The organism is Rhodococcus sp. 06-418-5, assembly GCF_002258285.1.
Taxonomy (GTDB): domain Bacteria; phylum Actinomycetota; class Actinomycetes; order Mycobacteriales; family Mycobacteriaceae; genus Rhodococcoides.
In genome coordinates this window covers 349,862-363,292 of sequence record NZ_NOYE01000014.1, presented here as the reverse complement: position 1 = coordinate 363,292, position 13,431 = coordinate 349,862, and the positions used below count along the sequence as shown (strand labels likewise).

At 66.0% G+C, this 13,431-nt stretch carries 14 protein-coding genes; 6 read left to right on the top strand and 8 right to left on the bottom strand.

Translation table 11 applies throughout. The features are described from left to right. Positions 1–2: 2 nt before the first annotated feature. From CH274_RS11635 to CH274_RS11605, 7 genes are all read right to left on the bottom strand, one after another. Positions 3–1,187, bottom strand: coding sequence for an APC family permease (locus tag CH274_RS11635; RefSeq protein WP_094657584.1), 1,185 nt, complete (start codon positions 1,185–1,187; stop codon positions 3–5). A gap of 115 nt (positions 1,188–1,302) precedes the next feature. Further along, positions 1,303–2,400 carry a serine hydrolase domain-containing protein gene (locus CH274_RS11630; RefSeq protein ID WP_218829207.1) on the bottom strand — a complete coding sequence of 366 codons (1,098 nt, stop codon included), beginning with the start codon at positions 2,398–2,400 and terminating at the stop codon, positions 1,303–1,305. Positions 2,401–2,443: 43 nt separating this feature from the next. Then, the gene (nhaA, locus tag CH274_RS11625; protein WP_045197296.1) at positions 2,444–3,760 is read right to left on the bottom strand and encodes a Na+/H+ antiporter NhaA; all 1,317 of its coding nucleotides are present in this window, start codon (positions 3,758–3,760) and stop codon (positions 2,444–2,446) included. A gap of 150 nt (positions 3,761–3,910) precedes the next feature. Beyond that, a complete protein-coding gene (locus tag CH274_RS11620; RefSeq protein ID WP_176459091.1) occupies positions 3,911–4,294 on the bottom strand; it encodes a DUF3054 domain-containing protein in 384 nt (127 codons plus the stop codon). 147 nt (positions 4,295–4,441) lie between these two features. Further along, the gene (locus CH274_RS11615; protein ID WP_045197294.1) at positions 4,442–4,993 is read right to left on the bottom strand and encodes a YceI family protein; all 552 of its coding nucleotides are present in this window, start codon (positions 4,991–4,993) and stop codon (positions 4,442–4,444) included. Positions 4,994–5,099: 106 nt separating this feature from the next. Beyond that, a complete protein-coding gene (locus tag CH274_RS11610) occupies positions 5,100–6,230 on the bottom strand; it encodes a lysylphosphatidylglycerol synthase transmembrane domain-containing protein (protein ID WP_094646065.1) in 1,131 nt (376 codons plus the stop codon). A gap of 9 nt (positions 6,231–6,239) precedes the next feature. Further along, positions 6,240–7,715: an adenylate/guanylate cyclase domain-containing protein gene (locus CH274_RS11605; protein WP_045200526.1), complete on the bottom strand. Its 1,476-nt coding sequence runs from the start codon at positions 7,713–7,715 to the stop codon at positions 6,240–6,242. Between the two features lie 142 nt (positions 7,716–7,857). Here CH274_RS11605 and CH274_RS11600 point away from each other — a divergent pair, with 142 nt between their 5' ends. Genes CH274_RS11600 through CH274_RS11585 form a run of 4 tightly spaced genes read left to right on the top strand, consistent with a single transcriptional unit; the run spans position 7,858 to position 11,137 of the window. Continuing rightward, complete coding sequence (locus CH274_RS11600; RefSeq protein WP_052683830.1) at positions 7,858–9,066, top strand: AI-2E family transporter; 1,209 nt, start codon at positions 7,858–7,860, stop codon at positions 9,064–9,066. After that, entirely contained in the window at positions 9,053–10,222 is a 1,170-nt protein-coding gene (gene macS / locus CH274_RS11595; protein WP_094657503.1) for a MacS family sensor histidine kinase, read from the top strand. Before CH274_RS11600 ends, macS begins: the two co-directional genes overlap by 14 nt. Beyond that, complete coding sequence (locus CH274_RS11590) at positions 10,219–10,878, top strand: response regulator (protein ID WP_094657583.1); 660 nt, start codon at positions 10,219–10,221, stop codon at positions 10,876–10,878. Before macS ends, CH274_RS11590 begins: the two co-directional genes overlap by 4 nt. Positions 10,879–10,915: 37 nt before the next feature. Continuing rightward, positions 10,916–11,137, top strand: coding sequence for an autophagy-related protein 2 (locus CH274_RS11585; RefSeq protein WP_094657502.1), 222 nt, complete (start codon positions 10,916–10,918; stop codon positions 11,135–11,137). 2 nt (positions 11,138–11,139) lie between these two features. On the opposite strand, the gene CH274_RS11580 is transcribed toward CH274_RS11585, so the two are convergent. Then, positions 11,140–11,529: a MarR family transcriptional regulator gene (locus tag CH274_RS11580; RefSeq protein WP_094657501.1), complete on the bottom strand. Its 390-nt coding sequence runs from the start codon at positions 11,527–11,529 to the stop codon at positions 11,140–11,142. A gap of 109 nt (positions 11,530–11,638) precedes the next feature. Here CH274_RS11580 and CH274_RS11575 point away from each other — a divergent pair, with 109 nt between their 5' ends. Together CH274_RS11575 and CH274_RS11570 are read left to right on the top strand one after the other, a co-directional pair. Then, positions 11,639–12,751 (top strand): glycosyltransferase, encoded by a 1,113-nt coding sequence (locus tag CH274_RS11575; protein ID WP_094646062.1) that lies wholly within the window; start codon positions 11,639–11,641, stop codon positions 12,749–12,751. A 21-nt stretch (positions 12,752–12,772) separates the two neighbouring features. Further along, positions 12,773–13,423 carry a DUF1707 SHOCT-like domain-containing protein gene (locus CH274_RS11570; protein ID WP_032396661.1) on the top strand — a complete coding sequence of 217 codons (651 nt, stop codon included), beginning with the start codon at positions 12,773–12,775 and terminating at the stop codon, positions 13,421–13,423. Positions 13,424–13,431: the final 8 nt, after the last annotated feature.

The following is a 13,431-nucleotide window of genomic DNA, read 5'->3' as shown; positions in this document are numbered from 1 at the left end:
CGTCAAGTGAACAGTTGCCGAACCCGAAGAAGGCGGTACCCGACACCGAGCGCGACCACGACGGTTCCGACGACGATGGACGGCATCGGCAACGTGGCGATCAGCACCACGCATCCGATGCTGCCGATGACCTGGAGGGCGCGTGGGTAGCGTCGATGCTCGGCATCCTGGGTGAACGCGCTCAGATTGGCCACCAGGTAGTAGAGCAAGACCCCGAACGACGAGAAGCCGATGGCGTCACGCAGATCCACTGTCAGGACCAGCACGCAGACGATCACAGCCAGGGTGATCTCGGCGCGATGCGGCACCGAGTACCGCGGGTGGACTGCGGCCAGATACGACGGCAGGTCGCGGTGGCGGGCCATCGCCAGGGAGGTGCGGCCGATGCCGGCGATCAACGCGAGCAACGCCCCCAGCGCAGCCAGGCCGGCACCGATCCGCATCACCGGCGACGCCCACGAATGTCCCGACGCCACCGCGAGATCGACCAGTGGGGCAGACGACGAGGCCAGGAGTTCGGGGCCGAGAACCGTCAACAACGTCACCGCAACGAGCGTGTAGACCAGCAATGCGATACCGAGCGCGGAGACGATGGCGCATGGGAAGGTCCGTTCGGGTCGGACGACCTCCTCGCCGAGGGTCGCGATGCGCGCATAGCCCGCGAAGGCGAAGAACAGCAGTCCCGCCGACTGCAGAATGCCGTACCACCCGTTCTCGGTGAACGAGCCGAGTCCGTCGACGGCGGGAACGGACGAGCCGGTGAGGCCGAGGACCACTGCGATGACGAGGACGGTGAGGACGGCGGTGACCAAGATCTTCGTCAGCACGGCCGTGCGGGTGATGCCGAAGTAGTTCACCGTGGTGAGCGCTGTGATGGCAAGTATCGCAACGAGTTCGGTGTAACCGGCAGGTGCGACATAGGCTGCGAACACCAAAGCCATGGCCGCCGAACTCGCGGTCTTACCGATCACGAACGTCCACCCGGCCGCAAAGCCCGGCCACTCGCCGAGCCGCTCACGGCCGTGGACGTACGTGCCGCCCGACGTCGGATACTGCGCGGCCAGCTGGGCCGAGGAGGTGGCGTTGCAGAATGCGACGACCGCAGCGACGGCCAAACCGATGAGCAGGCCCGCCCCTGCGACGGCCGATGCGGGAGCGAACGACGCGAACACCCCGGCCCCGACCATCGAACCGACACCGATGACGACGGCGTCGACGAGACCGAGGCGACGGGCCAGCGGCTGTGTCACGCCCGAAGCCGGTTCTCGCTCACGGCGACAACTGTAGGCGCTGCGAATCGACTCAGCGCAGTTCCTGGAACTCCGACAGCAGCGCGAAGGAGGCCTCGCACAATTCGGTCTGCGTCAGCAGGATGCCGATGGTCCCGTCCGGGTCGACGAAGAAGTCGGTGCCCTGCCCGCCGGACCAGCCGTACCGACCGAGATGGTCACCGTCGGTGACGACCGAGACGCCGAATCCCCACCCCGTTCCCGGCCAGAAGCCGGGGTAGAAACTCTCGTCGGTCTTGATCGACGCAGGCACCTGGTCGTGTGTCATCAGCTCCAGGTGCTCGGTCGACACCGACGTCTCGATCGCACGAAGGAAGCGGTGAAAATCGGTCGCCGTCGACACCAGCTCGCCGTGACTGACGTCGACAGGGGGCGGTCCCGCGTAGGGCCCGCCTGCGGCGGGTTCGGTTTCGATCAAGGACCCGTTCTCCAACCGGTAGGCCGCCGTCAGGCGGTGGTATCGGTCGGTCGGTACCCACAGTCCGGTGTCGGGCATCTCGAGTGGCGTGAACAGGTCGTCGCGGAGGTGGTCCTGCAGAGACCGGCCGACGATGCGAGAGACGAGGATGCCGAGGATCGCGAAGCCGTGGTGGTAGCGCCACCCGGTACCGGGCTGGAACGCCAGAGGAAGTTCGGTCATGCGTGCCAACCACTCGTCCGCGCCGAGCGGAGACGGCGCGGGGCCTGCTTCGGTGCCGTTGTCCCTCATGGCCCGGGCCAGCGGGGTGTCTCCCATCTGAATTCCGTACCCACTGGTGTTGGTCAGCAAGTGCCGCAACGTGATCGGTCCCTCTCGAGGAACGGTGTCGTCGAGTGCAGCGTCGGGGCGGGTGAGCACCGGCAGGCCGGCGAGTTCGGGAAGCCAGGGCACGACATCGTCGTCCAGCGTCAGTCGGCCCGCCTCCACGAGGCGCAGGGCGGCCACGCTGGTGACGATCTTGGTCATCGACTGGATCCGGACGATGGCGTCGACTGCCATCGGTGGGCCGCCGACCGCCGATGACCCGACCGCGACGGGTTCTGCATCAGGGCCACCCAGTAACGCTGTTGCCCCCGGCATCAGCCCGTCCTCGATGTGCCGGGTCAACAGCTCTCGCACGGTTCTGCTCACGGAACTCATCGTGTCACTGGAGCGGTCGGGATTCCAACGGTCGCTACTTCCGGTTCTGGTACACGTCCGGGATGCCGTCGTGGTCGTCGTCGCGGGTTTCTTCGATGTGGAAGTCCCGGTAGGCCTTGTTGCGGCTGCGCAGGATGATGGCGGCCAACGATGCTGCGATGATCGAACCGGTCAGGACGCCGACCTTGACGTGGTCGTCGCGCTCGGTTCCTTCGCCGAAGGCAAGGTCGCCGATCAGCAGCGAGACGGTGAATCCGATACCCGCGAGCATCGAGACGCCCAGGACGTCGAGCCATTTCAGTCCGGCATCCAGTGTGGCCCGAGTGAACCGCGAGACGAGGTAGGTGGTGCCGAAGATGCCGACGGCCTTGCCGATGACGAGGCCGGCGATGATGCCGATGGCGATCGGATCGGTGAGAGCGCTTCGCAGGCCGGAGAATCCGCCGACGGTCACACCGGCCGCACAGAATGCGAACAGGGGAACCGCGATGCCCGCGGAGATGGGCCGGATCTTGTGCTCGAAGTGCTCGGCGAGGCCGGGGCCTGCTTCGGGGCCACCGTTGGCCTTGCTGCGCATGACCGGAACAGCGAAGCCGAGCAGCACGCCCGCGACGGTGGCGTGAACGCCGGACTCGTGCATGAGAACCCACGTCACGACAGCCAGTGGGATCAGTATCCACCAGGAGCGAACGCGCATCTGTACGGCCACGGCGAACAGCGCGAGCGGAATCAGCGTCAGGCCGAGCGCGACGAAGTTGATGTCGTCGGTGTAGAAGATTGCGATGACGCTGACGGCCAGCAGGTCGTCGACCACGGCCAGAGTCAGCAGAAAGGTTCGCAATGCAGTCGGCAGGTGGGTGCTGATCACGGCGAGAACGGCGACGGCGAACGCGATGTCGGTTGCCGTCGGGATGGCCCAGCCGAGCAGAGCTCCGTCTCCGGTGCCGAGGTTGATCAGGACGAAAATGACTGCAGGAACTGCCATTCCGCCGACCGCCGCGGCCACCGGTAACGCGGCGCGTGCCGGATCGCGCAGGTCGCCTGCGACGAATTCTCGCTTGAGCTCGAGTCCGACGACGAAGAAGAAGATGGCCAGCAGCCCGTCCGCGGCCCACGTCGAGAGCGTCAGATCGAGATGGAGCGCCGAGGGGCCGACCCGGGTGCTCATCAGCGAGTCGTATGCCGCGGACCAGGGTGAGTTGGCCCAGATCAGTGCGACGAGGGTGGCGACGAGAAGCAGTGCTCCACCGACGGTCTCCTTGCGAAGGATCTGCGCGACGCGGTCGGCCTCGGACCAGGAGCCGCGGGAGAACAGCGGCAATCGTGTGGGTGGAGTCGATGAATCTGTCACGGTGAGAACGCCTTTCGGTAGCTTCGTCGAGCTGCGAACCGACCGAATGTCAGGCAGTGGGTGCGCAGCACAGAGTTGTTGCCGACCAGACTTCCCGGCGCACCGTGGATCATCCTATCGCGCCGAGGCCGTTCTCGACGAACTCTGCAGTCAACGAACGCTCGGCACGAACTTCGCCAGCGCTCGCCAACCCAGCAGCAGAACTGCGGTGGACAGCGTTGCGACGACGATGAACGATCCGGCTGTTCCCTGCCCGGTCACCGCACGCAACACCATGCCCACCGCGACCGTCATCACCCACACGACGATGCCCGTCGGGACGATGAGGAAAGCGTCGAACTTGTTGCGGTACAAGGCGAACGCGATGATCCAGCCGATGGCGGCACCGACGACGAACGGCCAGGCGGTGTGGAACAGGCCGGACAGTGCAGTGGCCTCGGCGTGACTGCGCCGACCGATCGCGGCGAACAGCACGACCATGAGCAGGTCGATGACGGCAGCAACTACTGGGGAACGAAACTTCACGCGCACCACTGTAGACACCGACAGCGAACGGCCCGCACCGACGAATGCGGTGCGGGCCGTTCGGGGGACCAACCGGTGCGGATCGATGTGGGTGTCAGTCGCGTGGACTGCAACGAAGTCGCATTGATCCGGAAGAGGGGGCGAAGCGAGGCGGACTTACGCCTGCAGTCCGGCCTCGATTTCGAGGTTCAGCGTGATCTTGTCGCCGACGACAGCGCCACCGCCTTCGAGGGGCATGTCGATGCTGATGCCGAAGTCCTTGCGGTTGATGACGGTGCTGGCCTCGAAGCCGGCGACCGGTCCGTTGCCCATGCCTGCGTTGACGCCGTTGAACTCGAGCTTGAGATCGATGGAGTTGGTGACACCGTGGAGGGTGAAGTCGCCCGTGACGACGAAGTCTCCGCCGTCGGCCTTGACCGAGGTGGACTTGAACGTCGCGGTGGGGAACTTCTCGACCTCGAAGAAGTCGGCGGTCTTGAGGTGGCCGTCGCGCTGCTCGTTGTCAGTGGTGATGGACGCGACGTCGATTTCGGCGTCGACCGACGGCGTGCCGTCCTCGGCAACGGTGATGGTGCCGCTGAAGTTCTGGAAACGGCCACGGACCTTGCTGACCACCAGGTGGCGGACGGTGAATCCAACGGTGGAGTGCGCCGGGTCGATGACCCAGGTGCCTGCGGTGAGCTCGGGAAGTGCGATCGCGGTGGTCATGGGGACTCCTAGGGGTTGAAGTTTCAATGCTGATAGTACACAAGCGGACCAGGGTCCGTATATATTCCGAGTGAACAGAAGGTGACGGACAACACAGCTCGTGACGCTACGCGGTCTCCGGATCGCCCTTGGCGTCGCGGATGTCCTCGGTACGTCGCAGCTCGGCGGTCTCCTGCTGCTCGAGTGCGATGTCGAACTCGAGATCGGCGTGCTGGTGCTTGCGGAACAGCACGAGAAACACGATCCACCCGACGATGGCGACGAGGATGAAACTCACGCCGCGGTACACCAGGGCCGAGGCGACGGCCTGCGATGCACTGATCGAGGCAGCGCTGGTGAGGAACGCGATGAGGGTGGCGTCGACGACGACGAGGCCACCGGGTGCGAGGGGAACGGATCCGACGGCTTTGCCCGCCGCGAAAGCGATGAGCAAACCGGACAGTCGCGGATCTGCGCCGACGGCGAAGCACGCGAACGCCAGGCAGGCGACGTCGCCGAGTCGATGCACGGCCGACCACGAGAGGGTGAGCGCCCCGTCGCGTTTGCCGAGCTGAACGGACTGGATCTGGCCGATGATCTTGTCGATCCCCTCGGCACCCGCGTCGAGCTCGTGGTTGCGGAACGCGTTGTATCTCCGCAGTCCCCAGCGCGCGACGGTCTTGATCGACTCGGGGTGATCGGAGATGTAGCGAACGGCGGCGACGATGGCGATGACGCCTGCGATCGGGAGCACCACGGTGAACGTGTTGAACGAGCTGCCGACCACCAGTCCGCCCGCAACGCCGAGCACGGCCAGTCCTGCCGCGGCGATGACGCCGGAGATCGCCAACTGCCAGGACGCAACGACCGGGCTCGCTCCCCAGCGGCGTGTCTCGCGATAGGTGAACGCCGTGGAGAACACCTGGCCTGCGGGAAGGGTGAGCGCCATCGCGGTACTGCCGTAGATGACCGCCACGGACTTGCGCTGACGCACCTTCACTCCGCCTGCGTCGAGCAACTGCTTCTGCACCCTGCCGAAAGCGCTCAGCGACACCGCTTGGGCGACTATGCAGGCCGCCAGCCAACCCCAGTGGATCTCGCGGACGGCTGTCCAGGATTCGTGCAGCCGCGGCCACAGGTAGATCGCCTCGCCGACCAGGAGCGCCACCAGGGCGATTCCGGCGATCCACTTGACCCACCGCAGTCGGTTTCGCGGACGCCGCACTGCGGGTCCGCGGGTGGAGCTGGGGTCGGGCACCTTGTCAGACTAACTGTCGCGCGAGGAGGAATCGGGATAGTCCACCGGCCAGGCCAGGTGGGTGGCCCGTCGTCGACCACGCAGTTGCACCTGGTCTCCCAGCTCCCACTGTTCCTGTTCCTCGTCGTCGGCGAAGTACAGGGCCGAGGTCGACGCCAGGACGCGTCCGGGACGCAGTTTGGCGAGCTCGGTGAGTCGCGAGGCCTCGTTGACCGGGTCTCCGATGACCGTGTACTCGAAGCGCTCCGACGCACCGATGTTTCCGGCGACGGCCAGACCCGCGGATACACCGATGCCGATGTCGAGGCCGGTGATCTCGTCGAGCGCGAATCTGAGTTCGCGCGCGGCGGCGAGCGCGGCGGTCGGGGCGTCGGGACGATCGAGTGGGGCACCGAAGATCGCGAGGGCCGCGTCGCCCATGAATTTGTTGACGAAGCCGTGATGACGTCCCACGACGTCGACGACCACTCGGAAGAATTCGTTGAGCAGCACCACGACCTCGCCCGGTGGGCGCTCGGATGCGGTGGCGGTGGAGCCGACCATGTCGACGAACAGCACTGCGACGAATCGTGTCTCGCCGCCGAGTTCGGTTCCGAACTGCAATGCCCGACGCGCCACGTCCTCACCGACGTGTTGGCCGAACAGCTCTCGCAGGACGCGTCGTTCGGCCGATTCCTCCATCATTCGGTTGAAGCCCACCTGTAGGCGTCCGATCTCGGAGCCGTCGAACACGTCGACCTCGACGTCGGTTTCGCCGCGCTGAACGCGCTCGATGGCGCGGTGCAGCTGGCTGATCGGGTCGGAGATCTGGCTCGCGGTGAGCATGGAGAGCACGAATGCCTGCACGATCGCCAGCACGCTGAGCAGGATGATGGCCACCGCGAGCGCGTTGGGAGAGAACACCAGATCGGTGGTGATCTGCGTGGCGCACAGCAGGATGATGCCGATGACGGGCATCAAGGTGCCCAGTCCCCACGTCATGGCCATGCGGGTGCCGACGCCGGGCGTCATGGTGCGGTCGAATCGGCCCTCGCTCAACGCCAGTGCCGCGACCGGTCGCAGGATCCGTTCGCCGAGCATGTACGTGAATCCGAACGTCACGGTGGCGGCCATACCGACGGTGACGATGACGGCGATGGACAGCGACGGCATCTCCGCGATGGTCAGCAGCACGAAGATGATGCCGCCGATGATCCAGAGGATGAGGTGCACGATCGCCTGACGCAACGGCGCGTGCAGCGTCGTCATCTGTTCCTTGCGGGTGGGTGGGCCGCCGCGGAGCTGCCACCTGATCACCGACCGTAGGAGGAAGTACGCATAGATCAGGCTGACGACCAGGGCCACCAATAGGTACGCCCCGAAGATGTACACGTTGCGCACGCGGTCGGCGACGATCGATTGCGATTCGGGGATGGGCAGGCCGTATCGCACGAAGGCGAACACGAGGACCGCACCGAAGACATTGGCGATGAGCATCGAGAGCATATAGAGCGGCCAGCGACTCTTCAGGGTGAGCGAGACCGCTCGGAAAGATGCCAGCACGGGTTAAATTTAGCGGGTGAGCACCGACGAGTTGCGGGCGCAAGGTACGGGGGCGTCCCCGGGCCCCACTTCGGCTGCGGATTCGGTGCATCCACTGGTGCGGGTCGGCGCGGAATGGACGTGGCGACTGCTTGTCCTGTTTGCCGGATTCATCACGTTCTGCCTGGTCGTGGCCAAGCTCAGCACCGTCGTCATTCCGTTGGGCCTGGCGCTCCTGGCGTCGGCGATGCTCGTTCCCGTCGTCGATTGGATGCACCGACGCGGAGTGCCTCGTGCCGTCGCGGTGATCGTCGTGATCATCGCCAGCATCGGTGTCGTCGCCGGGATCATGACCTTCATCGTCGAGCAGTTCATCGAAGGCCTGCCGCAGGTGGGTGACCAGTTCACCCAGTCCATCAACGGCATCGAAGAATGGCTCAGCAACGGTCCCTTGCACATCAGCGAGGATCAGATCAGGCAGGCCACCGACAGCCTCGTCAAGGTCATTCAGGACAATCAGGAAGCCGTTACGAGCGGAGCCCTGACGACCGCAGCGGTGATCGGTGAAATTCTCACCGGCGCACTGCTGACACTGTTCACCCTCATCTTCTTCCTGTACGGCGGCGATCAGATCTGGCAGTTCGTCACCCGACTGGCGCCGACCGCGGCCCGCAGAAGAATCCGCACCGCCGGCATCCAGGGCTTCGGGTCCCTGGTGGGATACGTCAGGGCGACGGTTGCCGTCGCGGCCGCCGATGCCGTCGGCATCGGTGCCGGTCTGGCCATTCTCGGTGTGCCACTGGCTCTTCCATTGGCCTCGTTGGTGTTCATCGGAGCATTCATCCCGATCATCGGTGCGGTGCTGACCGGATTCGTCGCGGTGTTCATCGCATTGGTCACCAAGGGCCTGATCACCGCGGTGATCACCCTCGGCATAGTGGTGGCCGTCATGCAGCTCGAAGGCCATGTGCTGCAACCACTCCTGCTGGGCCGCGCCGTGCGACTGCACCCGTTGGCGGTGGTCCTGTCCATCACCGTCGGCATTCTGCTCGCGGGCATCGTCGGAGGCCTGCTGGCGGTGCCGATCGTCGCCGTCCTCAACACCGCCGTGCGGTCGCTGCTCGCCGACGACCCGGACGAGGTCTACGAGGAACTCGAGGTGCCCGACCCGCTGTATTCCGCCGAGCCGAGCAATCCGGACACTCCGCCCGGAAGCGACGTGCCTGAGCGGCTTGCCAAGGGAGAGTTGACGACCCCGGATACCGAGGCTGCCGATACCGAGACAGCAGGTCCGAAGACCGATGCGGACGGCTGACCGGGTACGGACCACGCTCACCTCGTCCGATCCCGACACCCCGCTCTGGCGGGCCTCGCAGGCTTTCCGGCTGATCACACTGGTCTACGCGATCAGTTATCAGGCCGCGACCGTGGACAATTACACCAACCCGCGGCTGAGCTGGTTCCTCGTCGCTCTGATGGCCGTGTGGTCCGGGGCATCGGCGCTGATGCTCGCACGCGCATCACTGCCACGCTGGCAGGTGGTGCTCGCCGATCAGGTCATCGTCATCGCGCTGATGGCGTCGACGAGGTTGGTGGCCGATTACGAGTGGTACAGCACCCGCCAGACTCTGCCGACCACCCTGTGGGCCACCAACGCCGTCATCTCTGCCGCAATCTTGTTGGGCCCCAAGGGCGGAATTGCATCGGGGGTGGCGATGTCGGTGGTCAGCGCACTCGTCCGCGACCGCTTCGACTCCGATCTCTGGTCCGATGCCACCGCCCCGGTCCTGCTCTCGGCCGGACTGGCACTGGGATTGGCGTCGAACACCGCCAGGCGCGCTCACGAAGAATTGCGCCGCGCAGCACGATCGGCCGCGATCACCGAGGAGCGGGAGCGGCTGGCCCGGCAGGTGCACGACGGAGTGCTGCAGGTATTGGCCCTGGTACGACGGCGTGGTCTCGAAATAGGCGGGCCGGCAGCAGAACTCGCCGAGCTGGCCGGCGAGCAGGAAGTGGCTCTGCGTGTACTGATCTCGGAACAGGCAGCTCCTCGGGACGACCACACCGGCTCGATCGTCGACGTCAGGGCGCTGCTGCGAACTCAGGCGGGCACATCGATCGCGGTGTCGACGCCCGCCGATCCCGTGCTGGTCGAATCCGACGTCGCCGAGGAACTCGCCGCCGTCGTGGCCACCGCACTGTCCAACGTCGAACTTCACGCGGGAGCCGATGCGAAGGCCTACGTGTTGCTCGAGGACGTCGACGGGGAATTGATCGTCAGTATCCGCGACGACGGCCGCGGAATCCCTGCCGGACGGCTCGCCGCCGCCGAGGCCGAGGGTCGGATGGGCGTCTCGAAATCGATCCTCGGCCGCGTCGAATCTCTCGGCGGTACTGCGATACTCGACACCGACGAGGGTGAGGGAACCGAATGGGAGATCCGCATTCCGCGAGCGAAGGGACCGGAATGACAGAGGAAGCGAATGCCGACATCGCGGTGATGGTCGTCGACGACCACCCGATGTGGCGCGACGGTGTCGCCCGGGATCTCGAGGCCGCCGGATTCAGGGTCGTTGCCACCGCGGACGGCGTCGCCGCTGCGGGGCGTCGCGCCCGAGCGACCACACCCGATGTGGTGCTGATGGATATGCATCTGCCCGACGGCAACGGAGCCGATGCCACCGTCGCCGTCCTGGACGCCTCGCCCGAGACCAAGATCCTGGTGCTCTCGGCCTCCGCCGAACGCAGCGACGTGCTCGACGCGATCAAGGCGGGTGCGACCGGTTACCTGGTCAAGAGCGCATCGGCCGAAGAACTGTTCGACGCGGTCCGTGCCACGTCGGCCGGGCAGGCGGTGTTCACACCTGGTCTCGCGGGCCTGGTACTCGGAGAGTTCCGGCGGATGTCGTCCTCGCCCGAGCCTGCATCCGACACTCGCCCGACGCTGACCGACCGCGAGACCGAAGTGCTGCGCCTGGTCGCAAAGGGATTGAGCGCCAAGCAGATTGCGACCCGACTGACGCTCAGCCATCGCACCATCGAGAATCATGTCCAGGCGACCCTGCGAAAACTGCAGCTGGCCAACCGCGTCGAACTGACCCGATACGTCATCGAAAAAGGGCTGTGAGGGTTTGCGTCGGTAGCCGAGGGGCACTCTGCATTCCATGACCGACAACAAAAATGCAGTGGACACCACCGTCGACCCGGCGAAGCACTCGAAGGGGGTCGACGCCGATCTCGATCAGACCGGTGCCGAGCGCGACGAGGCAATCGACGAGTTCGACGGCCACCTGGACGGGTCGGGCGAGGAGTCCTCGCTACCGACGCCCGAGCCGACCGACGTGGCCGACAAGTCCGAGGAGAAGACCGTCACACGGTCCGAGTAGCGCTACGGACTGCACAACCGGCCGAGCGCGAACTTGGCGATCGGCACGTACGGCAGAACCAGTGGCAGTGGGCCGTCGATCGTCAACCACGCCCTGGTCCCGTTGGGTCGTGAGACGACGCCGTGCGTCAGGTCGACCCCGATGGCCTGATTCTGGAACCAGGCCGACCATGCCCACGTCCACGATCGCTCGTCGACCGAATGCACCCGGAAGTCGATCGGCAGCCCGAGCGGCCCCAGCACTCGGCCGGTGGTGTCGGCGTCCAGGCGTTCACCGCGGTACTCGACGCCCATGATCTGTGGAGCCCAGGTCTTCCAGGCCGTCGGTTCCATGTAGCGTTCCCAGACCTCGGGGGCGGGGGCGGTACCGGTCGATTGCAGTGTCACTCGCATCTGCCTCACCTACCCGTTGGTAGCGATCCCCACACAGAATTACGTGAGGGTTCGGCCACTGTCCATCACCGCGCCGTCGGGCGGACTCTCGGCTGGGGAGACTGGTCGGGTGCGCATCGTGCAGGTGGCCAACTTCTACGGACCGAGGTCCGGCGGCTTGCGGACGGCCGTCGACCAGCTCGGATCGGGATACGTGGCCGGCGGCCACGAGGTGACTCTGATCGTGCCGGGCGATCGACGGAGTGAGACGCTGCTCCCGTCGGGAGTGGTGCGCATCGAGGTGCCGGCACCGCGGATTCCGCTCACCGGTGGGTATCGGGTGGCCGACCCGCGCCGAGTGTCCTCGGTGGCGGCCGGATTGCGGCCCGACGTGATCGAGGTATCGGACCGACTGACACTGCGCGGCATGGGTGCCTGGGCCGCGCGCCGAGACGTGCGCAGCGTGATGATCTCTCACGAACGTCTGGACCGGCTGCTCGCGCAGACGATGCCGATGCGCTGTGCTCGCCCCATCGCGGACCTGGCCAATCGGCGTACGGCCGAGCAGTACGACGCCGTCGTGTGCACCACGGAGTTCGCGCAGCAGGAATTCGAGCGCATCGGAGTGCGCAACGTGCACCGAGTGCCGCTCGGCGTGGACCTCGACCTGTTCCATCCGCGGCGTCGGCACGTGGGCAACCGGTCGGCCTGGTTGGGCGACGCCGATCGCCTGCTGGTGCACTGCGGCCGGCTGTCGGTGGAGAAGCACGTCGAAAGAAGTATCGATTCGCTTGCTGCGCTGTGTGATTCGGGAATGCGGGCGCGGCTGATCATCGCCGGCGACGGCCCCCGCCGAGCCGGCCTCGAACGACGTGCCCGCGGCCTACCCGTCGACTTCCTCGGCTTCGTCGACGGCAGAGCGGCCGTCGCAGCCCTGCTGGCCTCCGCGGACATCGCTCTCGCACCGGGACCACACGAGACGTTCGGTCTCGCTGCCTTGGAATCGCTCGCCGCGGGCACCCCCGTCGTCGTCTCCGAGACCTCGGCGCTGGCGCAGATCGTCACCCCACACTGCGGCGGATCCTCCGAGAACACCGCAGATGGATTCGCCGCCGAGATCGAACGAGTACTCGAACTACCCGTCGACGGCCGCCGCACCGCCGCCAGGTTGCGCGCCGAACAGTTCGGATGGCCGGCGTCGGTGTCCGGAATGCTCTCCGTTCTCGGCGGTCGCGCAGCCTGAGATCTTCGCTACCCTGAACCCATGGAGGCGAGGGATCTGAGAGTGTCCGATGCCGAACGCGAACACGTCGGGCAGCTGCTGCAGCGCGCGGTGGGCCAGGGCATGTTGTCGCTCGGTGAGTTCACCGAGCGAATGGACACCGCATTGGCGTCGAAGACCCGCGGTGAACTCAACTCGGTACTCGCCGACCTGCCCGGAATGCAGATCGCCGAGGAACATCGCCCGGCACCGAAGCCCTTTCCCGCGCCCACCCCGCAACCGACGGCGCGCCGCGTCGTTCACGAGCATTGGGGACACGGCAGCGGCGCGTCGGACACACTGCGCGGCACCATGTCCACCATCACCCGCAAGGGACCGTGGAACGTGCCGCCGAGCATGCGCGTCTCCACCCGCATGTCGACGGTGACACTCGACTTCACCCAGGCGGTCATGTCCACGCAGGTGGTCGAGATCCACGTCGACGACTACTGCAGCACCGTGACACTGATCGTGCCCACCGAAGCGACAGTCGATCTCAACCGCGTCGAGACGGTGGCGGGTAGCGCCACCAACAAGGTCCGCACCGGGCCTCCGTACGGGCCGCTGCATCTCGTGGTCTCGGGGAAGGTTCGCTTGGGTTCGGTGACCGCCAAGCATCCGTTCGGTAGCTCGATTCGTCGTATGTTCGGCTAGCGAGGCGC